The 25,376-nt window shown below is 60.6% G+C and carries 24 protein-coding genes, 1 tRNA gene and 3 pseudogenes; 17 read left to right on the top strand and 11 right to left on the bottom strand.

Annotated elements, in window-relative coordinates:
- Nucleotides 1-3 precede the first annotated feature (3 nt).
- The 3 genes and pseudogenes from BM216_RS27060 to amn all read right to left on the bottom strand — a co-directional run.
- Nucleotides 4-372, bottom strand: a pseudogene (locus tag BM216_RS27060) (type II toxin-antitoxin system VapC family toxin); the annotation flags it as partial.
- A 56-nt stretch (nt 373-428) separates the two neighbouring features.
- A complete protein-coding gene (locus tag BM216_RS27055; RefSeq protein WP_093002452.1) occupies nt 429-707 on the bottom strand; it encodes a hypothetical protein in 279 nt (92 codons plus the stop codon).
- 48 nt (nt 708-755) lie between these two features.
- Nucleotides 756-2,258, bottom strand: coding sequence for an AMP nucleosidase (gene amn, locus BM216_RS27050; protein ID WP_093002450.1), 1,503 nt, complete (start codon nt 2,256-2,258; stop codon nt 756-758).
- 239 nt (nt 2,259-2,497) lie between these two features.
- Here amn and BM216_RS27045 point away from each other — a divergent pair, with 239 nt between their 5' ends.
- Both BM216_RS27045 and BM216_RS27040 read left to right on the top strand, forming a co-directional pair.
- A complete protein-coding gene (locus tag BM216_RS27045; protein ID WP_093002448.1) occupies nt 2,498-2,827 on the top strand; it encodes a hypothetical protein in 330 nt (109 codons plus the stop codon).
- Nucleotides 2,828-3,046: 219 nt separating this feature from the next.
- Nucleotides 3,047-3,376 carry a hypothetical protein gene (locus BM216_RS27040; RefSeq protein ID WP_093002446.1) on the top strand — a complete coding sequence of 110 codons (330 nt, stop codon included), beginning with the start codon at nt 3,047-3,049 and terminating at the stop codon, nt 3,374-3,376.
- Nucleotides 3,377-3,471: 95 nt separating this feature from the next.
- Here the strand turns inward: BM216_RS27040 and BM216_RS34215 are convergent, their stop codons facing one another.
- The 3 genes from BM216_RS34215 to BM216_RS27030 all read right to left on the bottom strand — a co-directional run bounded on the left by BM216_RS34215 (nt 3,472) and on the right by BM216_RS27030 (nt 4,830).
- On the bottom strand, nt 3,472-3,630 hold the full coding sequence (locus BM216_RS34215; protein ID WP_177230931.1) for a hypothetical protein: 159 nt from the start codon (nt 3,628-3,630) through the stop codon (nt 3,472-3,474).
- A gap of 255 nt (nt 3,631-3,885) precedes the next feature.
- On the bottom strand, nt 3,886-4,248 hold the full coding sequence (locus BM216_RS27035) for a hypothetical protein (RefSeq protein ID WP_093002444.1): 363 nt from the start codon (nt 4,246-4,248) through the stop codon (nt 3,886-3,888).
- A 243-nt stretch (nt 4,249-4,491) separates the two neighbouring features.
- Nucleotides 4,492-4,830, bottom strand: a complete 339-nt coding sequence (locus BM216_RS27030; protein WP_093002442.1) for a DUF2147 domain-containing protein — start codon at nt 4,828-4,830, stop codon at nt 4,492-4,494.
- Between the two features lie 485 nt (nt 4,831-5,315).
- Between BM216_RS27030 and BM216_RS27025 the strand changes: the two genes are divergently transcribed.
- Nucleotides 5,316-5,582, top strand: coding sequence for an SEL1-like repeat protein (locus BM216_RS27025; protein WP_093002440.1), 267 nt, complete (start codon nt 5,316-5,318; stop codon nt 5,580-5,582).
- A gap of 145 nt (nt 5,583-5,727) precedes the next feature.
- On the opposite strand, the gene BM216_RS27020 is transcribed toward BM216_RS27025, so the two are convergent.
- Nucleotides 5,728-6,162: a winged helix-turn-helix transcriptional regulator gene (locus BM216_RS27020; protein WP_093002439.1), complete on the bottom strand. Its 435-nt coding sequence runs from the start codon at nt 6,160-6,162 to the stop codon at nt 5,728-5,730.
- Between the two features lie 309 nt (nt 6,163-6,471).
- On the opposite strand from BM216_RS27020, the pseudogene BM216_RS27015 reads away from it, so the two are divergent.
- Nucleotides 6,472-7,275, top strand: a pseudogene (locus BM216_RS27015) (SDR family oxidoreductase).
- Nucleotides 7,276-7,333: 58 nt separating this feature from the next.
- On the opposite strand, the gene BM216_RS27010 reads toward BM216_RS27015, so the two are convergent.
- Nucleotides 7,334-8,443, bottom strand: coding sequence for a pyridoxal phosphate-dependent aminotransferase (locus BM216_RS27010; protein WP_093002495.1), 1,110 nt, complete (start codon nt 8,441-8,443; stop codon nt 7,334-7,336).
- Between the two features lie 214 nt (nt 8,444-8,657).
- On the opposite strand from BM216_RS27010, the pseudogene BM216_RS34770 reads away from it, so the two are divergent.
- Nucleotides 8,658-8,938, top strand: a pseudogene (locus BM216_RS34770) (hypothetical protein).
- A gap of 25 nt (nt 8,939-8,963) precedes the next feature.
- On the opposite strand, the gene BM216_RS27000 reads toward BM216_RS34770, so the two are convergent.
- On the bottom strand, nt 8,964-9,320 hold the full coding sequence (locus tag BM216_RS27000; RefSeq protein WP_093002437.1) for a PilZ domain-containing protein: 357 nt from the start codon (nt 9,318-9,320) through the stop codon (nt 8,964-8,966).
- A 240-nt stretch (nt 9,321-9,560) separates the two neighbouring features.
- On the opposite strand from BM216_RS27000, the gene BM216_RS26995 reads away from it, so the two are divergent.
- The 8 genes from BM216_RS26995 (at nt 9,561) to BM216_RS26960 (ending at nt 19,236) form a co-directional block, all read left to right on the top strand.
- The gene (locus BM216_RS26995; protein WP_093002435.1) at nt 9,561-10,778 is read left to right on the top strand and encodes an NAD(P)/FAD-dependent oxidoreductase; all 1,218 of its coding nucleotides are present in this window, start codon (nt 9,561-9,563) and stop codon (nt 10,776-10,778) included.
- A gap of 51 nt (nt 10,779-10,829) precedes the next feature.
- Nucleotides 10,830-11,630, top strand: coding sequence for an aldolase/citrate lyase family protein (locus BM216_RS26990; RefSeq protein WP_093002433.1), 801 nt, complete (start codon nt 10,830-10,832; stop codon nt 11,628-11,630).
- A 102-nt stretch (nt 11,631-11,732) separates the two neighbouring features.
- Nucleotides 11,733-11,823, top strand: a tRNA-Ser gene (locus tag BM216_RS26985).
- A gap of 391 nt (nt 11,824-12,214) precedes the next feature.
- Nucleotides 12,215-13,261, top strand: a complete 1,047-nt coding sequence (locus BM216_RS26980; protein ID WP_093002431.1) for a porin — start codon at nt 12,215-12,217, stop codon at nt 13,259-13,261.
- A gap of 782 nt (nt 13,262-14,043) precedes the next feature.
- Nucleotides 14,044-15,099: a porin gene (locus BM216_RS26975; protein ID WP_093002429.1), complete on the top strand. Its 1,056-nt coding sequence runs from the start codon at nt 14,044-14,046 to the stop codon at nt 15,097-15,099.
- A gap of 319 nt (nt 15,100-15,418) precedes the next feature.
- On the top strand, nt 15,419-16,501 hold the full coding sequence (locus BM216_RS26970; protein WP_093002427.1) for a porin: 1,083 nt from the start codon (nt 15,419-15,421) through the stop codon (nt 16,499-16,501).
- Nucleotides 16,502-16,818: 317 nt separating this feature from the next.
- The gene (locus BM216_RS26965; RefSeq protein WP_093002425.1) at nt 16,819-17,892 is read left to right on the top strand and encodes a porin; all 1,074 of its coding nucleotides are present in this window, start codon (nt 16,819-16,821) and stop codon (nt 17,890-17,892) included.
- Between the two features lie 279 nt (nt 17,893-18,171).
- Complete coding sequence (locus BM216_RS26960; protein ID WP_093002423.1) at nt 18,172-19,236, top strand: porin; 1,065 nt, start codon at nt 18,172-18,174, stop codon at nt 19,234-19,236.
- A 113-nt stretch (nt 19,237-19,349) separates the two neighbouring features.
- Here BM216_RS26960 and BM216_RS26955 read toward each other — a convergent pair whose 3' ends face one another.
- Nucleotides 19,350-21,470: a lytic transglycosylase domain-containing protein gene (locus BM216_RS26955; protein ID WP_093002421.1), complete on the bottom strand. Its 2,121-nt coding sequence runs from the start codon at nt 21,468-21,470 to the stop codon at nt 19,350-19,352.
- A 227-nt stretch (nt 21,471-21,697) separates the two neighbouring features.
- On the opposite strand from BM216_RS26955, the gene dapA reads away from it, so the two are divergent.
- The 3 genes from dapA (at nt 21,698) to BM216_RS26940 (ending at nt 23,680) form a co-directional block, all read left to right on the top strand.
- Nucleotides 21,698-22,582, top strand: a complete 885-nt coding sequence (dapA, locus tag BM216_RS26950; RefSeq protein WP_093002419.1) for a 4-hydroxy-tetrahydrodipicolinate synthase — start codon at nt 21,698-21,700, stop codon at nt 22,580-22,582.
- Nucleotides 22,583-22,692: 110 nt separating this feature from the next.
- Nucleotides 22,693-23,169 (top strand): SsrA-binding protein SmpB, encoded by a 477-nt coding sequence (smpB, locus tag BM216_RS26945; RefSeq protein ID WP_093002417.1) that lies wholly within the window; start codon nt 22,693-22,695, stop codon nt 23,167-23,169.
- A gap of 154 nt (nt 23,170-23,323) precedes the next feature.
- Nucleotides 23,324-23,680: an HNH endonuclease gene (locus tag BM216_RS26940; RefSeq protein WP_093002415.1), complete on the top strand. Its 357-nt coding sequence runs from the start codon at nt 23,324-23,326 to the stop codon at nt 23,678-23,680.
- A 165-nt stretch (nt 23,681-23,845) separates the two neighbouring features.
- Here the strand turns inward: BM216_RS26940 and BM216_RS26935 are convergent, their stop codons facing one another.
- Nucleotides 23,846-24,079 carry a hypothetical protein gene (locus tag BM216_RS26935; RefSeq protein ID WP_093002413.1) on the bottom strand — a complete coding sequence of 78 codons (234 nt, stop codon included), beginning with the start codon at nt 24,077-24,079 and terminating at the stop codon, nt 23,846-23,848.
- 321 nt (nt 24,080-24,400) lie between these two features.
- On the opposite strand from BM216_RS26935, the gene BM216_RS26930 reads away from it, so the two are divergent.
- On the top strand, nt 24,401-25,369 hold the full coding sequence (locus BM216_RS26930) for a lysylphosphatidylglycerol synthase transmembrane domain-containing protein (protein ID WP_093002411.1): 969 nt from the start codon (nt 24,401-24,403) through the stop codon (nt 25,367-25,369).
- Nucleotides 25,370-25,376: the final 7 nt, after the last annotated feature.

Raw genomic sequence — 25,376 nt, 5'->3', positions numbered from 1 at the left:
GAGTCAGGCAAAAGCCTGAAGCGGAAGCGCGAGTTTCATCAGGTCGGGGTCGGCACTCCGCTGAAGCTTGCGGACAAGGCTCTCGTCGGCCGTGACGAATTGCAGCCGCTCCTTCAACGCCAGAGCCAGATAGAGGCAGTCATATGCGGGATGATCGATCCGTGCTGCCAGCTCGATCGCCGAGAGCCAGATCGGCAGCATGTCGCGAAGCTGCAAATTCGAACCTTCAATCATGAGCGCGGCAAAGCGGGCCTCTTCGATCGTCAGTTCTCCGCGCCGAACCTTCTTCCAGAAAATATTGGCGCACTCCGCAAGGATCAGGTCGGGCGCGGCCAGATCATGGTCCTTCAGCAATGTCAGTGCCGATTGCGTACCCGGCTCGTCAACGACTCATTTGACGACGACGCTCGCGTCGACGACGTAGACCGTCATCGCTCGTTACGCCCCTCGCGCATCAATACCTCGGAAGGTGTGTGATCACGCCCGGCCGTCAGAGCACGAAACTGCTTTGCCAGTTCATCGAAGGTTGGACGGCTTTGATGAGGGCCGTCCCATCCCGTACCCTCCATTTCCTGCCAGGCGCGTCGGCGGCGTCCGTCCTCGATGAAGTGGCGAAGCACATCCTCGACGCTTGCCGTCTCCGGCAAGCCGCTGATTTCCTTTGCCTCGTTCAGCAAGTCGTTATCGATGATCAAGGATGCGCGCATAGGAACCTCCACACACGCGCAGGAATATACTCCTTGATCAGGAGAATGTCACTGGAACGCCGTCTCGTAGAAGCTCCTGAGCTTGCGGGAATGCAGCGTCTCGGTCGGCATGGCGGCGAGTTTCTGCACGGCGCGGATGCCGATCTGCAGGTGCTGGCTGACCTGGGTGCGATAGAACGCGGTCGCCATGCCCGGCAGCTTCAATTCGCCATGCAGCGGCCGGTCGGAGACGCAAAGCAGCGTGCCGTAGGGGACGCGGAAGCGGAAGCCGTTCGCCGCGATCGTCGCCGATTCCATGTCGAGCGCGATGGCGCGAGACTGGGATAGGCGCTTTACCGGGCCGCGCTGGTCGCGCAGTTCCCAGTTGCGGTTGTCGATCGTCGCCACCGTGCCGGTGCGCATGATCCGTTTCAGCTCGAAGCCCTCATAGCCGGTGACTTCCTCGACGGCGCTTTCCAGCGCCTGCTGAACTTCGGCGAGCGCCGGGATCGGCACCCAGACAGGCAGGTCGTCATCGAGAACATGGTCCTCGCGGACATAGGCGTGGGCCAGCACATAGTCGCCGAGCCGCTGGCTGTTGCGCAGGCCTGCGCAATGGCCGACCATCAGCCAGGCATGCGGGCGCAGCACCGCGATGTGGTCGGTGATCGTCTTGGCATTGGAGGGGCCGACGCCGATATTGACCAGCGTGATGCCGGAATGGTCGCCCTTCTTAAGATGATAGGCCGGCATCTGCGGCATGCGCGTGATCGGAGTCGTCTCCGGCCTGTCGCTGCCGGCAGGTGTCACGACATTGCCGGGCTCCACGAAGGCCGTGTAGCCGTCGCCGCCATCCGCCATCATCTTGCGCGCCCAGGCCGCGAACTCGTCAATATAGAACTGGTAGTTGGTGAAGAGCACGAAGTTCTGGAAGTGCTCCGCGCCTGTCGCCGTGTAATGACTGAGCCGGGCCAGCGAATAGTCGATGCGCTGGGCGGTGAATGGCGCAAGCGGTGCCGGCTCGCCGGCAGGGGCCTCGTATTCGCCATTGGCGATAAGGTCGTCGGTATTGTTGAGATCCGGCGTATCGAACAGGTCGCGCATCGGAATGTCGGCCATCGCATTGCTGACCGAAGCCTCGACATGCGCGCCTTCGCCGAAGGCGAAATGCAGCGGGATCGGTGTCGTTGATTCCGACACGATCACCGGAACGCCGTGATTGCGCATCAACAGGTCCAACTGCTCGATCAGGTAGTGACGGAACAGTTTCGGTCGGGTCACGGTCGTCGTGTAGATGCCCGGAGCGGTAACGTGTCCGTAAGAGAGGCGTGAGTCCGCGTGGCCGAACGAGGTCGTCTCGATCGAAACCTGCGGGTAGCAGGCCCGGTAGCGGCCGGTCACCGTGGCGCCCTTCGCAAGAGCGTCGAAACCGTCGATCAGGAAGCCGGTATTGCGCTCGTAAAGGGCCGTCAGCGCGTCCACGGCATCGACGGCATTGTCGAAAACCTGCGGCTCGATGGGCTTCGGGCTGATGAAGGAGAGGGGAGACAGGGAAGGGATTCGCGTGTTCATGCGCCATTATAGGTGGAACTTCGTGACAATCAATCGGCGGTGACAAACGCCCGCCTGCTGTTCGCCAAGCCCCGCTCACAGGGCCTCGATCGGCCGTGTCCGGGCCGTGATATGACGTTAAGCGTTTGTTTTGAAACCGCGTTCCTCTGCCGCCTGGGGAACGGCGGCTCTCACCTTCTGGTTTTTCACTGGCCTCCGGCCCATCCGGAGGCGGTTGAAAAAAATGAAAGGTATTTGAAATGAAAAAGATCATTGCGTTCTCCCTCGCAACTCTTGTCTCCGCTCTGTCCATCGGAGCCGCCGCCGAGGCGCAATCGATGCTGGGGTCGAGGCAGGCTGACGAACATGTCGCGGTCGCCTTCCTGCCGCCGCTCTCGGACCGCCCGTCCGATGGCGACGTTGCCTATGATTACCGCGATCCGACACCGGCCATGGTGGCCGAGGCCCAGGGAGAAATCAGCTCGGATGCAGGTCTGCGCGCCACGCTTATCTCCCACAATGTGGAGCTCAACAACGTCGTGGCCATCGGGGTTGCCGGAAACGGAGATCGGATCGTCTACGTCAAGTAGCGTACTGCAGTTTCCGGTATCGTTGGAACCCGGCCTGTTGGCCGGGTTTCGCTGGCTGAAGTGACGGAATCACGCGCCCTTGATGCCGCGAATGCTGATCGTGATGGAACTTCAACACACTGTTTCCGAGGGATTTTATCGGGAACGAGCAGGCTTCCGGCGAAGTTTCCCAGTCGCTTTCAACGAACGAGAAGCGCTTAACGACGAAAGGATTGAAACATGAAGAAGGCAATCGCTCTCACGCTTGCAACCCTTATCTCCGGTTCTGCGATGGCAGGCGCAGCCTCCGCACAGTCTGCATACGGAATGAGCCCTGCAGGCGATGATCTCTCCGTCGTGTTCCTGCCGCCGAAATCCGATGATGCATCGGACAATGCCGTTCCCTCCGAGGTTCGCAACCCGTCTCCGCAGATGATCTCGGCGGCGCAGGATGAGATCCAGTCGGACCCGGCACTTTATGCGATGCTGGAGGAGCGGGACGTCCAGACAAATAATGTGGTCGCCATCGGCATGGCCGGAAACGGCGACCGGATCGTCTACGTCCGCTGAGGCTCGCGAGCCTTTCGCGCCGACCATGTACGGGAAGGCCCGGTGTCGCAGCCGGGCTTTCCCATGTCGGCTCTCCCCCAGTGCGGTCGGTTTGACTAGAACACTGCCGCGCAATGGGCGGAAAGGCTGGGGCCCAGCCCGCTACCGGTGCAGGGCATGATGCGGGGATTGTGTGTTGCCAGCGCGGCAAAGGAAATCGCAAAGATCGACATCATCAGCGTCAGAATGGTCAGGCGGCGTGCGATGGTCGGCATGATCTTTTCCCCACTCCAATATGTCCCGGTTGAATGAGGGCAGAATAGTGGCGGCGAACTGTATGAAGCCTGATTGTCCCGTTCATCGACCATTCACGCGGGAAGGCGCGGCCAGCCTGACGAAGCTGCAGCAGGAAAAGGGAGCAGAGCCAGTCTTTGAGGTTCAGCAACGCAAACTGCCGGGCGCTACGCCCGGCAGACAATGGTTTCATGCAGCATATCGGCGAAAAGCGGCGTTCTCGCTTGAGCCGCGGATCAACAAGACGGCTGGGTGCTGCTGGCGCCGCCCATCGAGTTCATCGTATTCGATCCGGACGTGTTGCCGCCCGAGCCGCAATTCGAGCCCGGCCGGTCGCCCCGCATGTCCTGCGGTCTTTGGGGCATCGTGCCGGAATTGCTGTTGATGCTGTTGGTCGTGCTTCCGTCGAGATGGGTCGCGCTACCGCCGTTGCCGTCGTCATTGCCCATCGAGGACGCGCCGGTCCCCTGCGTGGTGCCGGTGGCCGTGCCGGAACCGCCCGAGGAGGAACCTCCTCCGGCGCTGCCGGATTGTGCAAGCGCGCCTCCGGCGGCAAGGCCTAGCGAAAGGGCGGTAACGGTCACGAGTCTGGATATCATGTCTGCCTCCTGTGCGTTGGCATTTTGCCCGGTGGCTCATCCAAGTGAGTCTCACTAGCTCACTAGAGTGAATACATCCGGAGCCTGCCTATTCCCAACGACATGCGGCGAGCCCTGTTCCACGCGCAACATTCTTTTCGTCAGTCACCTTTGAACTGATCGGCGGTTCCTGAGCGGTCTCGGGGTAAAATCCTGGAGGAGCCGGGTGACGGATGGCGGGCAGGGTGCCCGCCATCGGCGGCCCTAAAGCCTTGTCCAGGTCTGCGACTTGCACAGGACCTTGAGCACGCAGCCCTTCATCTTGAGCGCATTGCCGGTCACCGCGCCCGATCCGCTATAGGTCTTGTCGGTTTCCGGGTCGGTGATCTCGCCCGAATAGCTGTCGCCGCTGCCGGACATCCGGCCGATCTGCTTGCCGGCATGCTTTCCGGTTGTCAGCGTCACGCAATAGGCCGATCCGCATTTGCCGATCTCGGCGGTTGCGCCACTTTGGGTTTTCCAGCTGCCCTCGATCGGCTCGGCCGCCAGGACGCTGATTGCGCTCATCAGGAATACCGCAGTCGCGGCCAATGTCTTCCCCATCAGATCTCCTCCTCAGATCCATGTCATCAATGTAGCCGGCATCCTCCCGAGATGACGGTATGTGTCGACGCTATATTACCTGCACGTAAAGGTAAAGTGAGCGCGACCTAGACGCCCGCGCCAAGTCGCTGGCAGGCGTTCACGGTGCCCGGCAAATTCGGCCACTATCACGAATGAAGCGAAAAACATGCTGAACAAAGGGTTTAGATGCAAATCCTAATGTTTCGTGAACAAGTTCGCAAAACCCTTAACGGGCAGGGGACGTGGTGCTTAACGAAAACTCAAATTTACGAAGCATTTGAACTTTGTTTTCCGCAAGTTAAGCATTCTTTTTAGTCGGATTTTCGAACCTTTGCGGCACATTGGGCTCATCAAACGAGCGGATAACCGCCGACCCGAAGGATCAGAAAAAGCCGCGTTAGACGGCGGTCCTAAGGGAGATGAACAGGGCAGAAGAACAAGTCTTTGAACAGGGATTAAAACCGATGGCACGCTTTGAAATGACAATGTCTGAAATGGCCACCATGGGTGGCGATGCCCGCGCAGAAGCTCTCTGCGACATGGGTCTGATGTATGCAACGGGCCGCGGGGTCGATATCGACCTCGTGTCCGCCCACAAGTGGCTGAACATTGCCGCGATCAAGGGGTCCGACCGCGCCGCCGAACTGCGCGCCGATCTCGCCCAGACGATGAGCAAGATGCAGCTTGCCGAAGCGCTCCGTGCCGCCCGCGAATGGATGACGGTTCACTGAGCACGATCTGAATATTCATCCGCCCCGCAAGAGGGCGGAACACCGATAAAAGAGGAGGCGCGCGTCCGACCGGGACGTGACGACAATTCAGGACCGCGACCGGCAGAAACAAGGCCGGCGCGGTTTCTTGCTTTTGTCGAAGATCTCAATCCTTCTCGTCGAACTCTTCACGCGCGGCCTGCACCGCCTTGTGGTTCTCGACCGCCCAGATCCAGACATTGCAGAAGGCTGCCCCGAGCGTCAGCCCGAGCGACGACAATCGATACTCGACCTTCGGCGGCACGGAGGGGTAGAGCGTGCGTATGACCAGCCCGTCACGTTCCATCCGCCGCAGCGTCTGGGTCAGCATCTTCTGACTTATGCCTTCCACATGCCGTCCGAGTTCCGAAAAGCGCAGCGTGCCTTCGTCCCACAGCGTGTCGAGGATGACGACCGTCCATTTGTCGGCGAAGCCCGCAAGCATTCCCCGAACGACGTCCTCGACGCCGGGGTCGACATCTTTGGGGTAGTCACGCGCTTTGTAGGACTGTGCACGAGAAAGTTCCTCGGGCGTGAACACGGATTCGTTCGGTTTTCCCATATCTTCCCTCGAGGTAAGTACAATACCTGGAAGTGCCTACTTTCCATAAGAGAGTTAGTCAAGAAGAGTGCGCACGTGCTGCATCTTGCGACATGAAGATGCTGCAGTACAGTGTCGGCCTGCCGGTCGCGTGTCGAGTAACGATCCTTCGCGATCGCTCGTCCGATACGGCGGGGCGGCAGAGGAGCAAATGTGGGCGTGACCGACCGGTGGAAGCTGCTTCTGCCGGAACGGTGGCGGCTGCCTTGAAAAACAATAGGGAAGGTCATCCTGGAAGATAACTCTCGGAAATACGCTCTCTCGCGCAGGATGATCCTTTCGGCTGCCGCAATCGCTCCGGCCGTCGTCGCGGCCGCTTCCGCCGGCACGGCGAGGGCACAGCAGTTTCAGACCGCAGACAAGGTCGCAATCGTCACCGGTTCCTCGCGCGGCATCGGCGCGGCAACCGCAAAGCGCCGTGCGAAAGATGGCTTCAAGGTCGTCGTCAATTGAACCGCGATCTCAGCCGGCGTCGTCCGTGACATCGAGGCCGAGGGTGGCCAGGCAGTCTGGGAACAGGCCGACATCCGCGATCCGGCCGCCGTGCGCCGCCTGTTCGACGTGGCCGAACAGACTTTCGGCGGCATCGATGTCGCCGTCGCCAATGCCGGTGTCATGAACCTCGCGCCCTTCGGCGAGATGACCGACGAAGCTTTCGACGTGATGGTCGATACCAATGTGAAGGGCAGTTTCAACACATTGCGCGAGGCCGCAAGGCGTCTGCGTGACGGTGGCCGCATCGTCGCCATGTCGTCGAGCATCGTGCAGCTCCGCTCTCCGACCTACGGCCCCTGTGCCGCAAGCAAGGGCGCGATGGAGATCTACGCCAACATCCTGGCCAAGGAACTGGCGGGGCGAAAAATTTCGGTCAATGCAATCGCGCCGGGTCTAGTCGCGACCTCGCTCTTCCTCGACGGCAAGACGGACGAGCAGGTGGCAGGTTTTGCCAAGCGCACCCCGCATGGTCGCATCGGCGAGCCGACGGATATCGCAGCAACCGTCGCCTTCCTGTGCAGCCCCGATGGCTGGTGGGTCAACGGCCAGACGCTCTATACCAATGGCGGCGTCGTCTGACGCCAGCCTGATACTGGCACAAAAGAGGCCGGGTGCTGTCGCATCCGGCCTTTGTTTCTCAGAGCGATTTAAGCACTTGGGGGAGCGCCGCTTCCAGAAGTGCCATGTCCGATTCCGGTCCGGCGCTGATGCGGATGCAGCGATTGAGCGGGGCGACACCCGGCATGCGGATGAAGACGCCGTGCTGCAAAAGGCCATCAACAATGGCACGGGCATAAACCGCGTCGCGCCCGCAATCGACGGCGACGAAATTGGTGGCCGATGGCAGTGCCTGCAGCCCGTTGGCCGAGGCGATGGCTGCAATGCGCTCGCGCGACGCCTGGATCTTTGCGACCACGTCCGTGAGATAGGCCTGATCCTTCATGGCGGCGGTCGCGGCCGCTACGGCGACGCGGTTCATGCCGAAATGATTGCGGATCTTGTCGAAGGCCTTTGCCGTACCCTCGGTGGTGATCGCATAACCGACCCGCGCGCCGGCCATGCCGTATGCCTTGGAGAAGGTGCGGGTGCGGATGACGTTCGGCATGTCGATCAGCGCTGCGATCGACGGCATCGCGCCGGCCGGTCCGGTCTCGCAATAGGCCTCGTCGAGAATCATCAGTGTGGTTTCCGGCAGCGCCCTGGCAAAGGAGACGATGCTGTCGGCATCCCACCAGCTGCCCATCGGATTATCCGGATTGGCGAAATAGACGAGCGGCGGGTTTTCCCGGTGCACCGCGTCGAGCAATCCGTTCAGGTCTTCGCGGTCATTGACATAGGGCACCGTCACCAGCCGGCCGCCATGGCCAACGACATGAAAGTTGAAGGTTGGGTAGGCGCCGAACGAGGTCACGACCGGCAGGCCGGGATCGATCACCAGCCGCACGATCTGGCCGAGCAGGCTGTCTATGCCTTCGCCGATCGCAAGATTTTCGGGCCGGCATCCAAGATGTGCCGCAAGCGCCGCCTTCAGGTCAAAGTTTTCCGGATCCGCGTATTTCCAGGTGCCCGTTGCCGCTTCCGCCATGGCGGCGATCACTGAGGGCGCCGGACCGAAGCCGTTCTCGTTGGCACCGATCCGCGCCTTGACGGAAGAACCGCTGCTGCGCTCCAGCGCCTCGGGGCCGACAAAGGGCACGGTCGAGGGAAGCGAGGCAATGAGCGGGGTGAAGCGGGAAAAAGCAGGCATGGCAGGCGTGTCCGGTTGAAAGCCGGCACACAATAGAAAGCTTTGGCCGCGACGCAAGTGCGGCCTTTTCCTTCTTGGTTCGAACGGCGCAATGCTTTTTTACCCACGATGCCTTGCGAGGCAGCCCGCAAATTCAATGAGTGCAAACCGAAAATTGCGCAACTTTAACGAATGTGAAAATTATAGAGCAAGCATCTGCCTGTAAGATCAGACGATGGGCAAGTTTCCGCTTATCGTCATTGGTGCAAGTCTGGCCGCGTTCCTGGTAACCGGCGGGCATACGGTGCTTCCTGTCGCTGCGAAATATATCAAGCCGAGTGTTAGCCCTTCCTGCCGTATCAAGGGCAATGTCTCCATCAATACCGGCGAGCGAATCTATCATGTGCCGGGACAGATTTATTATGAGGAGACGCGGATCAGCCCCAATATGGTGAGCGATGGTTTTGTACGGAAGCGGATGCTCGCGCCGCCGGCTGGCGACGCTCTCGAACGTAGGGCGTGCGGCTTGCCTAGAGCCCGCTCAGTGGCTGGTCTCGAAACTCAGCCGGATCACATGGTGAAGGAATTCCGCGTCGATCAGCATATTGAAGCTGACCGTAACTTTTTCCTCCTCGCGTGAGACGACCGTGCAGCCGATATCGTCGCGAATGCCGAGAATATTCAGGAAGAAGTTCGTCGGCACCGGCACGTGCGGACTGACATCCAGCTCGGCGCCCTGCAGGGAGATCGTGCGAATCAGGCAGCGGATCGAGGTCGTCGTGCTGAGGTGATGGCCGACCAGCACGACCTTGCCCGGCCGGTCGATCGTGAACTTTTCGAACCGGCGCTCGGCGGCACCCTGCGCTTCGGTGTCTGTCTGTAGTGGCGTTGGGGCCATTCTATCCTCCCTTTTCTCTCCCATGGATGTGACTTTATTCCTTCCTCCGCTGACGCATTCTGAAACGGATTGGTAAATTTTTATCGAGCCGCGACATTTTGGCGTAGCTCAAACAGGCGGCACGGACCGCATCGGGCGTGCATGTCGCGTTGTTGACGGTTGGGCGTCGCGGCGATACCCCTTCAAGCCTCCTCATCGGTGCTATGCCGGTGGGAGACGAATTCGGAATGGGAGTGTCACGTGGCAGGCAGATTGGTGATCGTCGGGGCAGGGCAGGCGGGTTTCGCGCTGGCTGCGAAGCTGCGGGCTTTAAAGGATGCGCGGCCGATCACCATGATCGGCTCGGAGGAGGTCATTCCCTATCAAAGGCCGCCGCTGTCGAAGAAATACCTGCTCGGCGAAATGACCTTCGACCGGCTGACCTTCCGGCCGGACACGTGGTTTGCCGAGAACGACGTCGAGATCCGCCTCGCGACATATGTCGAGGAGATCGACCGCGAAGCCAAGCGAATCCGCATGCAGGACGGTTCGACGCTCGACTACGAGACGCTGGCGCTGACGACCGGTTCGACGCCGCGTACACTTCCAGCCAGCATCGGCGGTGATCTGGACGGTGTCTTCACTGTTCGCGACAAGCGCGACGCCGACAGGCTTGCCGACGAGATGAAGGCCGGCCGCCGGCTGCTTATCATCGGCGGCGGCTATATCGGCCTTGAGGCTGCGGCCGTTGCCCGCCATCTCGGCCTCGAGGTGACGCTGATCGAGATGGCCGACCGCATCCTCGCGCGCGTCGCATCGAAGGAAACAGCTGATATCATGCGCGCCATCCACGATGGGCGCGGCGTGGTGATCCGCGAAAAGATCGGCCTCACCCGCCTAATCGGTGATGACGGCAAGGTGCGCGCAGCCGAGCTCTCGGATGGTACGGTGATCGATGTCGACTTCGTCATCGTCGGTATCGGCGTGACGCCGAATGACCGCCTGGCCCAGGATTGCGGGCTGGGGGTCGGCAACGGCATCACCGTCGACGAATTCGCCCGCACCTCGGATCCCTCGATCTTCGCCATGGGCGATTGCGCCATGCTGCCCTGGCAGGGCGGCCGCATCCGGCTGGAATCGGTGCAGAACGCTGTCGACCAGGCCGAATCGGTTGCCGCAACACTTGCCGGCGGCAGCGAGGCCTATGATCCAAAACCCTGGTTCTGGTCCGACCAGTATGACGTGAAGCTGCAGATCGCCGGCTTCAATCTCGGTTACGACGAGACGCTGGTGCGCCCCGGCGCCCGCGAGGGCAGCGTGTCCGTCTGGTATTTCCGCGATGGCAGGCTGATCGCCGTCGACGCCGTCAATGATGCCAAGGCCTATGTCACGGGCAAAAAGATGCTGGAGAGCGGCATCAACCCGGACAAGTCCGTGCTGGCGGATCCGGCTGCCGATCTCAAGCAGCTGCTCGCCTGACGGCCACGCAACTCCTTCAAAAGACGAGAACGGGAAGAGGATAGAGAAAACATGCCCGCACCGAAGAACGCGTTCAAGGCAGCCCTGCAGGCCGGCCGTCCACAGATCGGCCTCTGGCTGAACACCGGCGAGGCTCTTCCGGCCGAGATTGCGGCGAGCGTCGGTTTCGACTGGCTGGTGATCGATTCGGAGCATGGCCCCAACGACCTGCGCAGCATCATCGACCAGTTGCGCGCCATTTCCCCTTCTGGCTCCGAGCCGGTCGTCCGCCCGCCCTCAGGAGAAACCTGGTTCATCAAGCAGCTGCTCGATGCCGGCGCACGCACGCTTCTTATTCCCATGGTCGATTCTCCGGAACAGGCGCAGGCCCTGGTTCAGGCCGTGCGTTATCCCCCACGCGGCGGCCGCGGCCTGGGTGCTGCCGTCGCTAGGGCGTCAGGTTTCAACGCGATTGCCGATTACGCACAGACCGCCGATGACGAGATCTGCCTGCTCGTTCAGGCCGAGACGAAGACGGCGATCGCCAACATCGAGGCGATTGCCGCGATCGACGGCATAGACGGCGTGTTCATCGGTCCTGCCGATCTCTCCGCCGACCTCGGGTTCCTTGGCCGAATCGAGGCGCCCGAGGTCCAGGAAGTCATCGAGAGCGCGATCGGCCGAATCGTTGCCGCCGGCAAGCCCGCCGGTATTCTGACCTTCAGCGAGACGCTCAACCGCCGCTATCTCGATCTTGGCGCGACCTTCGTGGCCGTTGGTGCCGACGTGACCGAGCTGGCTGTGGCTCTGCGAGGGCTTGCCGCCCGCTACGGTCGAGGGGCTGGAAGCGTCGGTTCCGGCGCCGGTTATTGAGCCCTGTTTTCGTCCTGCCCCCATAATCATCATGGGGTAGGGCGCTTCTTTTTATTAAAAGACCTTGCCATCGCAATTCTTTCGCAATAATCAGGCCGCACCGGAGAGGTGGCCGAGTGGTCGAAGGCGCTCCCCTGCTAAGGGAGTATACGTCAAAAGCGTATCGAGGGTTCGAATCCCTTCCTCTCCGCCATTGCTGCCCTGTTTGCACGGGTGCTCAATCTCTCGCTCAAGGGGTGCCGCTTTTTTCCTGATGTTGCCGGTTTGCAACGGAATCGCTCCCCGCTCCGCGACCTCCCCTGAATTTCTAAAGTGCTGCTGCGTAAGCGTTTTCTTAACGGAACGTAAAATTTTACCGATCCCGGCAAGCGGCTTTGTGTCCTTTTCGCAACATCCCGATCAGAAGCATGGTGGGCATCTGTCCGGACCACCACTTCACGATTGCATGATCAGCCGCCTTTTGTATTTTCGACCTCGGAAACGGCGGTGGTTCGTCAGTTTTCAAAGTCGTGGGGATGGGCAGGGAACAAACGCCTCTGGCAAAGTAACCCAACCTCGAATTAAACTTTGACTGGAGGTCAAAAATGAACATCAAGAGCCTTCTTCTCGGCTCCGCTGCAGCTCTCGCAGCAGTATCTGGCGCCCAGGCTGCCGACGCTATCGTCGCTGCTGAGCCTGAGCCCATGGAATACGTTCGCGTTTGCGACGCTTTCGGCACCGGCTACTTCTACATCCCGGGCACCGAGACCTGCCTCAAGGTCGGCGGCCGCGTTCGCTTCGACGCCAAGTACGGTGATGTTTATAACGGCGACGACGGCACCTTCACCAACACCCGCGCTGAAATTTACCTCAACACCGCTTCGGACACCGAGTGGGGTGCTCTGAAGACGAACATCGTTGCTCGTTTCGACTACAACCCGCATAACGATGACAGCAACGGCGGTGCATTCAACGATGCGACCCGCACCCGTCTGATCGGCGCTAACATTCAGCTCGGCGGCTTCCTCGTCGGTCTCGCTGACTCTTACTACTCCTCGTTCATCGGCTACGCTGGCGACGTCATCAACGACGACGTGATCTCCTACGGTCCGTTCGAACTGAACCAGGTCGCTTACGTATTCGACGCCGGCAACGGCTTCTCGGCTTACGTTGCTGCTGAAGACGACGGCCAGAACGACGACGACATCCCGGGCCCGGCCAGCGATTGGGTCGACGTAACGGCTGGTGTTAAGTTCGACAACGGTACGTTCATGGCAGGTCTCGTCGGTGGTTACGACGAGTCGGTCGAAGAGGGCGCTATCAAGGCTCGCATCGGTGGCAAGTTCGGCGCTCTGTCGGCCTTCATCATGGGTGGCTGGAACACTGATGGCGACTCCGCCAACAAGTACGCTGCTGCTACCTGGGGCGATTGGGCTCTTTGGGGCGGTGTTGGCTACCAGTTCACCGACGCTGTCAAGGCTAACATTCAGGTTGCCTACACCGATGAAGAAGTTCTGGCTGCTACTGCCAACGTCAAGTGGACCCCGGTTTCGGGTCTCCTGATCCAGCCGGAAATCTCCTACACGGACTTCGGCAACACTGCCGACGGTGACCAGTTCGGTGGCATGATCCGCCTGCAGCGCACGTTCTAATTCCGCGAGGAATGATGGTGGAAAGGCCCGGCTTTGCTGGGCCTTTTTGCGTTCGGGGATTTAATCTTGCGTTCTTCGCCTCGCTTCGGATGTCGCCTGCCTACGAGGGCGGAGGCCGCGCTGATGTCGTCGGAATTCTCCGAGGTGTGAGGGTGGCCATTGAATGGCTGCACTGGGGGAGACCGTTTAGCGGGCGGCAGCTGTGGTCCCGACCAGTCTCGATGAGCCAAGGCGCGCTTCCTGCCCCGAGGGTGGCCATCTTCACGCTGGCGACGCGTTATCGGTAGCGGCTGTGCCGTAGGCCGTCTGCCGCAGCACTCAGGCGGTGATGTTTGTCACAAAGTTCGCTGTAAACCGGCCGCGTGTCCAGGGCTAATGACGGCGCATCACCCAAAGGTTGAAAAAGCGACATCTGATCAATGGGTGGGCATCTGCGCAGATGTTGAGCGTCTATGAATCCATGGTTGTGCCGCTTGAGCGATTCTATAGTCGGGATACTCTGATACGGAACGGATCCACTCTTCTGCGCCCGTTTGTAAACAAGGCGTAAACGAAACCGGCCCGCGCTATGGTTGATAGCGGAAAGATTGCAACACTTTGCAAGAAACACCGCACGGAACGCCCGAATTGCGTGTTGACAATCTTGTCACAATTGCTCGGCCTCGGTTAGCTTGATTTCTGGAAGCGCGGCGTTCGCGTCGGTTTTCTTAGTTCGCGGATCTGGCTCAGAAGCGCTGGCAATAGCTGAGCCAAATCTCCTCAACTTTGACTGGAGGTCAAAAATGAACATCAAGAGCCTTCTTCTCGGCTCCGCTGCGGCGCTCGCAGCAGTATCCGGTGCTCAGGCTGCGGACGCTATCGTCGCCGCTGAGCCGGAGCCGATGGAATACGTTCGCGTTTGCGACGCTTTCGGCACGGGCTACTTCTACATCCCGGGCACCGAAACCTGCCTCAAGGTAGGCGGTCGCGTTCGCTTCGACGCTTGGTATGGTGACGTTTACGATAACGAAGACGGCACCTTCACCAACACCCGCGCTGAGATCTACCTCGATTCCGCTTCGGACACCGAGTGGGGCGCTCTGAAGACGAGTATCGTCGCTCGTTTCGACTACAACCCGCATAACGATGACGGCAACGGCGGTGCATTCAACGATGCGACCCGCACCCGTCTGATCGGCGCCAACATCCAGCTCGGCGGCTTCCTCGTCGGTCTCGCTGACTCTTACTACTCTTCGTTCATCAACTACGCTGGCGACGTCATCAACGACGACGTTATCTCCTACGGTCCGTTCGAACTGAACCAGGTTGCCTACGTGTTCGACGCTGGTAACGGCTTCGGCGCTTATATCGCTGTTGAAGACGACGGTCAGAACGACGACGACATCCCGGGGCCGGCGAGCGACTGGGTCGACGTAACCGCTGGTGTCAAGTATGACAACGGTACCTTCATGGCAGGTCTCGTCGGTGGTTACGACGAATCGGTTGAAGAAGGCGCGATCAAGGCTCGCATCGGCGGCACCTTCGGCGCATTCTCCGCTTTCATCCTCGGTGGCTGGAACACCGACGGCGATACGCTCAACAAGTATGCTCCAGGGGATAGCCTCGGCAATCCTTGGGGTGACTGGGCTCTGTGGGCCGGCGCTGGTTACAAGTTCTCCGACAAGATCGCTGCAAATGTGCAGGGCTCCGTCACGGACTTCGGTACCTGGGCGATCACTGGTAACGTTCAGTGGACACCGGTTTCGGGTCTCCTGATCCAGCCGGAACTCTCCTACACCGATTGGGAAGACGGTGGCGATCAGTTCGGTGGTCTGATCCGTATTCAGCGCACCTTCTAATTCCCCAGAGAATCACTTTGGAAAGGCCCGGCACTGCCGGGCCTTTTTTATGCGCGGTGAGGCTGTGGCGGGTGCATGAAGCATTCCTTTTACGTGCAGGAATGTCATCGGCCGGTCATAAACTGCGGAGTCTTTGCAACAGATCGTGATCCCTGTGTGGTCATAAAACGATTTGCGTAGCCGCCTCCGCTTGCGGTGGTGAGAGGCGCCGCATAGTTTCCGGCCCGAAGCCGAGATCACTTGTTCGGCTTTAAGTTTTCGGGTTTGACTTGGCGATCTAGCCCAACGTCTGCCTCACGAAGTTCGATTGGAGATTTCTATGAACATCAAGAGCCTTCTTCTCGGCTCCGCTGCTGCCCTCGCAGCAGTATCCGGCGCTCAGGCTGCCGACGCCATCGTTGCCGCCGAGCCGGAGCCGATGGAATACGTACGCGTCTGCGACGCGTTCGGCACCGGCTACTTCTACATCCCGGGCACGGAAACCTGCCTCAAGGTTGGCGGCCGCGTTCGTTTTGATGCCCAGTACGGCGATGTCTATAACGTCGACAGCGACGGCACCTACACCAACACCCGCGCGGAAATCTACCTGTCGTCCGCTTCGGACACCGAGTGGGGCGCTCTGAAGACGAACATCACTGCTCGCTTCGACTACAACCCGCACAACGACGATGCCAACGGCGGCGCGTTCAACGACGCAACCCGCACCCGTCTGATGGTTGCCACGATCGAACTCGGCGGCTTCACCGTTGGTCTGCAGGATTCCCTCTATGAATCCTTCATCGGCTACGCTGGCAACGTCATCAACGACGATGTCATCAACTACGGCCCGAGCGAGCGTAACATGGCTGCCTACACCTACAAGGGTGGCAACGGCTTCTCCGCTTACGTTGCTCTTGAAGACGACGGCCAGAACGATGACGACATCCCGGGTCCGGCAAGCGACTGGGTTGACGTAACGGGTGGCGTTAAGTTCGACAACGGCACGTTCATGGCTGGCGTCACCGCTGGTTACGACGAATCGGTTGAAGAAGGTGCGATCAAGGCTCGCCTCGGCGGCAAGTTCGGCGCGTTCTCGGCATTCGTCATGGGTGGCTGGAACACCGACGGCGACACCGTCAACGCTTACGCTCCGGGCAGCAGCTACAACGCTGGCAACGGCCCGATCGGCTGGGGCGACTGGGCTCTGTGGGGCGGTGCTGGCTACAAGTTCACGGACACTGTAGCTGCTAACATGCAGGTTGCTTACACCGATTCCGAAATCTTCTCTGCTGCTGCAAACGTGCAGTGGACGCCGGTTTCGGGCTTCCTGATCCAGCCGGAAGTCGCTTACACGAGCATCGACAACGGCCCGGTCGACGAAGACATGTGGTCTGGCATGGTTCGCATCCAGCGCACCTTCTAATCCTTATCCAAGGGTTAAGGTGGAAGGGCCCGGCATTGCCGGGCCTTTTTGTATCCAAACGTAAGGTCGCGCGTTTCTCGCGGTCCCGTTACCTAGCGTTGCTCCCCTGTGATGAAGTGAGGAAAGTCTGCAACACGCGATCGGAGACTTCTCCGTTTAGCCAGCGCAGGCAGTGCTTTATGACTGTCTTATTCGCAATCCCGGATTAAATTAACTGTCGAAGTGTAGGCCAGATAGGCTGAACATTTCTTACTATGGGTCTCTACCTCACTGGCCTTCGCCGAGGCACGCCCAATCAATGTCGATTGGAGATTTTAATGCACATCAAGAGCCTTCTTCTCGGCTCCGCAGCAGCACTCGCAGCTGTATCCGGAGCCCAGGCCGCAGACGCGATCGTTGCTGCCGAGCCGGAGCCGATGGAATATGTTCGCGTCTGCGACGCGTTCGGAACTGGCTATTTTTATATTCCGGGCACTGAGACCTGCCTGAAGGTCGGCGGCCGCGTTCGTTTCGACGCTCAGTACGGTAGCGTCTACGATGCAGATGCCGACGGCACCTACACCAACACCCGCGCTGAAATCTACCTCGATTCCGCTTCGGACACCGAGTGGGGCGCCCTGAAGACGAGCATCGTTGCCCGCTTCGACTACGATCCTCATAACGACGACGCAAACGGCGGCGCCTTCAACGACGCAACCCGTACCCGTCTGATGCAGGCCACCATCAGCCTCGGCGGCTTCACCGCCGGTCTGCAGGATTCGCTGTATGAATCCTTCATCAACTACGCTGGCGACGTTGAAAACGACGACGTCATCAACTACGGCCCGAGCGAAGTTAACCAGCTGTCCTACACCTTTGACGCCGGCAACGGCTTCTCGGCTTTCGTTGCTCTTGAAGACGACGGCCAGAACGATGACGACGTCCCGGGTCACGCGAGCGACTGGGTCAACGTATCGGGTGGCGTTAAATACGACACCGGCACCCTCATGATCGGCCTGACCGGCGGTTATGACGAGTCGATGGAAGAAGGCGCCATCAAGGCCAAGATCTCCGGTAACTTCGGCGCATTCAACGCCTTCGTCATGGGTGGCTGGAACACCGACGGCGACAGCTTCAACGACTACGCTCCGGAAGTTGCCGGCACGGACGGCGAAGGCTGGGGCGATTACGCTCTATGGGCTGGTGCCGGCTACAAGTTCTCCGACACGCTGGCTGCCAACGTGCAGGTTTCCTATGCCGATATCGACGTATTCTCGGCAGCGGCCAACCTTCAGTGGACCCCGGTCTCGGGCCTCCTGATCCAGCCGGAAATCGCCTACACCAACTGGGATACCGCGACCGTCAACGACGACGCTTTCTCGGGCATGCTGCGCTTCCAGCGCACGTTCTAATCCTTATTCAAGGATTATTTTGGAAAGGCCCGGCATTGCCGGGCCTTTCTTGCGTTTAGGCAGTCGCTATCACTCGCAGACCTAGGCGCGACGGATCCGTCCGGGCGACAATGGCGTAGTTGCGTCCAATACTTTTGCGATGGACGATTGCATTCTTTTCCCACGGGTGAGCGGGAGCAGCGTTTCTCAAAGTTCAGGCGTCCGCTTCGCGCCTCTCCGTTGGCCTGGCGCCATATTCGCGCAGGGCAAGACTATCCGCAAAAGTCATTGGAGACTGAGATGAGCGTAAAAGGCCTATTGATAGGGTCTGCGGCTGCCCTTGGCATGACGTCTGCGGCTCAGGCTGCCGACGCGATCGTCGCGACCGAACGCGAGCCGCTGGAATACATGCGTGTCTGCGATGCGTTCGGCCCGGGATATTTTTACATCCCAGGCACCGAGACCTGCCTCAGGGTCGGCGGTCGCGTTCGTTTCGATGCGACTGATAACTCTCCTCACGATCCGGACGTCGACGGCACCTTCACCAATACCCGCGTCGAACTCTACATATCTTCCGCCTCCGATACGGAATGGGGCGGGTTGAAGACTGACATGACGGCGCGCTCTGATTTCGACCCGCATCTCGACGATGCCAACGACGGCGATTTTCCCGATTCAACGCGCACCCGCCTGATTGTCGCCACGGTGGAGTTCGCAGGCTTCACTGCCGGTCTGCACGATTCCTTCTATGAATCCTTCATCGACTACGCCGGCAATGTCGAGTTCGACGACGTCATCGATTATGGCCCGAGCGAAGTTCCGATGCTTGCCTATACCTACGACGCGGGCAACGGCTTTTCGGCCTTCGTCTCCGTCGAGGATGACGGCCAGAACAACGATGACATTCCCGGCCACGCCAGTGATTGGCCCAATTTTGTGGGAGGCGTTAAGTTCGACAACGGCACGATGCTGGCGGGCATCACCGCTGGTTATGACGAGTCGGCCGAAGCCGCCGGGATCAAGGGACGCGTCGCCGGTAAGTTCGGCAATTTCAACGCCTTCCTCATGGGGGCCTGGAACACCGACGGAAACGAGCGGCATTCCTACGCGCCCGGCGATGGCCTTGCCAGCTGGGGGGATTGGGCCCTTTGGGCGGGCGGCGGCTACAAGTTCTCCGAGAAGCTCGCCGCCAACTTGCAGGTTGCCTATACGGACAACAAGACCATAGCGGCCACCGGCAACCTGCAGTGGACCCCGGTTCCCGGCCTGCTGTTCCAGTCGGAGCTTGCCTATACGAGCTGGGACAACTCGGTCCTCGACGAGGACACCTTGGCTGGCCTGCTGCGTGTCCAGCGGACGTTCTGATTGCGGCCATGGCGCAAGAAAAAGCCCGGCATTGCCGCGCTTTTTGCGTTGGGTCACCAGCTGGACTGGCGCGTATGTGACCACCTGAGCGAGCGCGTCGCGCCTTCGCAGGCCTATTGGCGTCCGTATCTCAGGTCGCTGACGATATCGGCCTTCTGGCCGAGCCTTGTCTTGTAGACCTGGTAATTCTCCAGCACGCGCTGGACATAGTTGCGCGTCTCGGGGAAGGGGATGCGTTCGACCCAGTCGATCACCTCGTCGAGCGATTTTCCGCGCGGATCGCCATAGCGCGCGATCCATTCGGGCACCCGCTTAGGGCCTGCATTATAGGCGATGAAGGTGAGGACATAGGAGCCGCCGAACGTATCGATCTGTTCGCCGAGATAATGGGCGCCGAGCGTCGCGTTATAGCCGGCGTCGCTGGTCAGCCTGTCGGCCTTGAAGCTCATCCCGTGACGCTTGGCGACGCCCTGTGCCGTTCCGGGCAGGAGCTGCAGCAGGCCGCGGGCATTGGCGGGCGAAACGGCGGCCGGGTTGAAGGCGCTTTCCTGCCGCGCGATCGAATAGGCGAGCGCCTTGCCGGATCCGGCAATATTGGCGGCGGCGGGGATGACGCCGATCGGGTAGGCGAGTGCCGCAACGTCGACGCCGCGTGAAAAGGCGGCCTTGCCGATCTTCAGCGACAGCGCATGGTCGCCCCGCGCTTCCGCGCGTGACGTGAGCAGCGCCAGTTCGCCGGGACTGTCGATCTGTTCGGCAAGTGCGGAATAGAGCGCCGCGGCCCGCCGGTCGTGGCCGACCGCATCGAGCCTTGCGATGGCACGCACCACGTCGCGGTTCTCGAAACGCTGCCGGTCCGCCGCCGAGGGGGAGGGGTAGCTGACGTCGAGCGTCGACTTGCCGAGTTTCGCCGCCGCAAGCTGGCCGTAGAAGGTGCCGGAATAACGGGCGGCGGATTCGTAGAAGGAGCGGGCCTGCCCGGGACCACCGGCTTCCGCCGAACGGCCGAGCCAGTAGAGCGCGCGGGAAGCTGAAAGCGGGCGGCTGGACGCTTCCTGGATCTTGCGGAAATGCGTCTCGGCGGCGGTCGGATCGTGCAGCGCCCGCAGCGCATACCATCCGGCATGAAACTCGGCATCAGCCTTGTCGACGGCCGTCTGCGCCACATGGGCGGCAACCAGCCTGTAGGCGGCCTTGAAGTCACCCTGATCGGCGAGGCCTCGAGCGATGATCCGCCGCTCGTTCCACCACTCGTTGGAATTGATCAGCTTGGCCGGGTCGCGCGGCACTTTTTCAAGCAGCTTCGCCGCTTCCTCGTATTTGTCGAGGCGACGGGCATATTCGATGCGGATGAACAGATAGGCGGGATCGCTGGCCCAGGATTTGTCGACCGCGTCGATCAGCGCGCTGGCATTGCGCGCGCCGCCCGCCACGGCGGTCCAGGCCTTGTAGAGCGACTGGGCATTGCCGAGGCCGGAGAAGCGCTTCGCCTGCGCTGTCCGGCTGCGATACATGAGATAGTCCATGCGCGACTTGTGGTCGCTCGCACCGAGCAGGCTGCCGAATTCGGCCATCACCTTGTCTTCGGTCGAAACATCCAGCGCCTCGGAGGTCCAAAGCCCGCGGATCGTCTTTGCAGCATCCGCCGCGCGGCCGCTTGCAACCTGCGCCCGTGCAAGGATGATCGCACCTTCCGGCGTCTGTGGCTTATATGGGCCAAGCGCCGACAGCACGGCCGCGGCCGGCGGATTTTCGCGGTAGAGCGCCCGTTCTTCCTTTTCCCGCAATCCGCCGAGCCCGGGCCAGCCGGTCAGCTCCTGCTGGGCTGCCGCGATCTCGCGATAAGGCACGTCCCGAAGGCCGGAATTGGCAATCGCCCAGGTAAGGATGCGTCGGTCGATCGAGCCCACGGGCAGCTGGTTGCGCACGGCAAGCGCCTCCGCCGCATCATTGCCGGACAGGGCATCGAGACCGGATTTCAGTGCGGTCGAGGCAAGTGGTCTGTCGATGCGCGGAATGGAGCCGGTAATATCCGGCACGGGCATTGCCGCGGGCACGGGGGCTGCGGACTGACCGGTCGAATTGTGGGGAGGTTGGATCGGCATCGGCACGCTGGTGGGCGCGTCCGGCCGTGCGAAAGGCAACGGAACGATGCCGTCGCCGGCCGCCGAGGCCAGGCTCGCTATACATGCTGCACCCAATCCCAAAGTGAGGACCAGCGCTGGCTTCTTCATCCGGCAACTCGCGAGAAAGACATTAACCCCTATCGGGCTCCCCCATTACGCTCCGCCTTGGTTAAGGGAACCTTACTACATTTCAGCAATGGTGCGTTTTCGGCACGTGAGCGTGATCATAAACCCGTGAGCTTTGCGCTTGTCGGCGATCTGCCACCGCTCTATGGTGCGCGACCTTATCTATTGATTGCGGCCGAAGCGTGGACTGCGGCCATGGGAGTTTATGCATGTTCAAGGGATCCATCCCCGCACTCGTCACCCCTTTTGACCAGAAGGGAGCCGTCGACGAGAAGGCGTTTGCCGCGCATGTCGATTGGCTGATCGCCGAGGGGAGCAGCGGTCTCGTTCCGGTCGGCACGACGGGTGAATCCCCGACGCTGTCCCATGACGAGCACAAGCGGGTAGTGGAACTCTGCGTTCAGGTCGTCGACAAGCGCGTACCGGTCATCGCCGGCGCCGGATCCAACAATACGCGCGAGGCGATCGAGCTTGCCCAGCATGCCGAACAGGCAGGCGCCGATGCGCTGCTCGTCGTCACGCCCTATTACAACAAGCCGACCCAGAATGGCCTGATCGCGCATTTCTCGGCGATTGCCGAGGCGACCGAGCTGCCGATCATCATCTACAACATCCCGCCGCGTTCGGTCATCGATATGCTGCCAGACACGATGGGCGCGCTGGTCAAGGCGCACAAGAACATCGTCGGCGTCAAGGATGCGACCGGCAAGATCGAGCGCGTCTCCGAGCAGCGCATCGCCTGCGGCAAGGATTTTGTCCAGCTGTCGGGTGAGGATGCGACGGCGCTGGGCTTCAACGCCCATGGCGGCGTCGGCTGCATCTCGGTCACGGCCAATGTCGCGCCGCGCCTCTGCGCAGAATTCCAGGCGGCAACCGCTGCCGGCGATTATGCCAAGGCGCTCGAATACCAGGATCGCCTGATGCCGCTCCACAAGGCGATCTTCATGGAACCCGGCCTCTGCGGCGCCAAGTACGGCCTCCACAAGCTGCGCGGCATGAACCGCACGGTCCGCTCGCCTTTGGTCTCGACGCTCGAGCCGGCAACGGAAGCGGCGATGGACGCGGCGTTGCGCCATGTCGGCCTTTTGAACTGAGCCGGCTGAGCTTCACTTTCGGCACATGCCGCATTACATAAACCTCATCAAACCCCGTCTGCTGCCCGCAGGCGGGGAATAATCGTTAGATAGGGGCACGGAAGAAGAAAATGGCACCCAAAGGCAGCCAGCGCGTGGTGAACAAGGTCGTGGCGGAGAACCGCAAGGCCCGCTTCAACTATGAGATCATCGATACCTATGAGGCAGGCCTGGTGCTGACCGGCACCGAGGTCAAGTCTCTGCGCGAAGGCAAGGCCAACATCGCAGAATCCTACGCCTCCGATGAAGGCGAGGAAATCTGGCTGATCAACAGCCATCTGCCGGAATATCTGCAGGCCAACCGCTTCAACCATGAGCCCCGCCGCCGCCGCAAGCTGCTTCTGTCGAAACGCGAGATTAACCGCCTGCGCAACAGCATCAACCGCGAGGGCATGACGCTCGTACCGTTGAAGATCTACTTCAACGACAAGGGCAGGGCGAAGCTCGAACTGGCGCTCGCCAAGGGCAAGAAGCTGCATGACAAGCGTGAGACCGAGAAGGAACGCGACTGGAACCGCCAGAAGTCGCGATTGCTGAAGACGGGCTGACGCCTCGTCGCGCCGTAACAGGCGCTTTTCTGCGCAGCGGCATCGCCGCCGTTTCTCGTCTTTGAGGCGGACGAATAATGGTTGTTTTTTGCCTTGAAGCGTTTGCAGATGCCGGCGGGCTAGTTTGGCTGGCACCACTTGGAAAGATCGACAGATGGCCCGCAAGAACAGAGATGACGTGGCTTCATGGCGCGTGGCGGAGCCGGAGCCGGTGCTTTGCCCGATCTGCGAGCGCGTGATACCGGACGAGCAGAAAGACGACCATCATCTTGTCCCGAAGAGCAAGGGCGGCAAGAAAACCGTTTGTCTGCACCGTATCTGCCACGACCAGATACATGCGACTTTCACGGTTTCCGAACTCGCGAAGAAGTTCTCGACGATCGAGGCCATCCTTGAAGACCCTGCCATGCAGAAATTCGTCGCATGGGTAAGAAGCAAGCCACCCGGTTTTTTCGACTCGGCAAAAGAACCACGGCATGCGCATGGTTCGGGCAGTGGGCGCAAACCGTGATCGATAAAACCTCCGCAATCAGCCGGGAGCTGCAGCGCCGTCTATCCAGATTCCGAAGCGGGCCGTGCCTCATTCACATCGGAAAGTCAGGGCTTCATGTCAGGACATCGTTGGCGGCGATCCGGCCAGCCTGATAGCTCAACCGGTCTGGCCTGTTAGGAGCCGCTAAGCCAGGAAGCTCACCTTGACGCCCCGCTGCCGAAAATAGGCCTGCATCAGTTTCCTGCCGGAGCGATTGTTCTGCACGAGCCTGGACGGGTCGAACACAGCTTCATTCATATCAGCTCGCGCCAGAGCTGCCTTGAGGGTCGCGATATGCGCGTCGATGTCAGCATTGTCGGCTTGGAGCGATTCATAAATACGGTCGGTTGCCTCTGCTACGGTCATTTCGCTCACTATTACGCTCCTGTCGCTGTTCGGCTGCGCCGCCGCTTTTTCCTGAACCTATCGAGGCTAAAAGTGCGCTCGTCAATGGCGGCGATGAGCCTCAGCATTTGGGGCATCATATAAAAGATGCGACATGGAAGGCAGAGCCGCACAACAGGCCCCTCGGCGGGCGAACCGGGCGCTCGACCTTCGCGATATCGCAGTGGGTGCCCGCTCGCGACACGGGGGAAATTTCTGCCGGATAGTCGGGTAGTCCGGCCGCGAGCCCTCCCATTTCGGAACAAAATCATGCTCATCGTCGTTTGATCCCACCTTGGCGTGGGCGCGTGAACGATGACGAAAAAGCAGATTTTCACCTATGCGATGCTGGTTGTGGGCTTCGGTCTTGCCGGCTATCTTCTCTATCAGGTGTTCCGCGAACATTCGCCCTCCGAGATCATCCAGTCGGTTCGGGACATTCCACTCGCCAATCTGGCGCTAGCGCTGCTCTTCGCCTTCGGTTCTTATCTATGCCTCACCGGCTTCGACTGGTGCGGCGTCCGATATGTGAAGAACGACCTGCCTTACCCGAAGATCGCGCTCGCCTCCTTCATCGCCCTGTCGATCGGCCAGAGCGTCGGCTTGTCGGGGTTAAGCAGCGGCGCGCTGCGTTATCGCTATTATGCCCATTGGGGCATGAGCACGGAGGATGTTGCGAAGATCGTGCTGCTCTCGGGCGTCACCGTCGGCATCGGTATGGCCATGCTTGCCGGCATCGTGATGATCGTCAACCCGCAGGATGCCGCCGGTGTGCTTCGCATGAGCGAAGCGGCCGTGATCGCGATCGGTGCCGGGTGCCTGGCCGCCACCGGCCTCTATCTGGCGCTGGCCGCCTTCCTGCGCGCGCCGCTCAGGATCCGCAGCTGGACCTTCCAGATGCCGACGCTGAAGATCGCCGTAGCCCAGGTCGTCATCGGTACGATCAACTTCGCTCTCGTCTCCGCCTGTCTGCGCGAGGTCATGGCCGCCAGCGCCGATGTCAGCTACCTTAAGGCGGCGACTGCATTCGTGCTCGCCAATGTCGCGATCCTCATCACCCACGCGCCAGGCGGCCTCGGCGTGCTGGAGGCGACCGTCGGCCATGTCATGGGCGATCAGGCTTCGATCGGCTCGCTGGTCGCTTTCCGGGTGATCTACTTCTTCATCCCGCTTTTCATCGGCCTGCCGCTCTCGCTTATCGTCGAGGCTGTGTTTCGGGCCCGCAAGTCCCGTGATGGCGGCTCCGGTGCCGGTCACGCCCGTGCTGCGGCAGAGGCCGTCTGATCGCGAC

The sequence above is a fragment of the Rhizobium sp. NFR07 genome, from assembly GCF_900111905.1.
GTDB lineage: Bacteria > Pseudomonadota > Alphaproteobacteria > Rhizobiales > Rhizobiaceae > Neorhizobium.
Note: the sequence above shows the minus strand (reverse complement) of the source record. Positions and strands in the feature narration are given on the sequence as shown.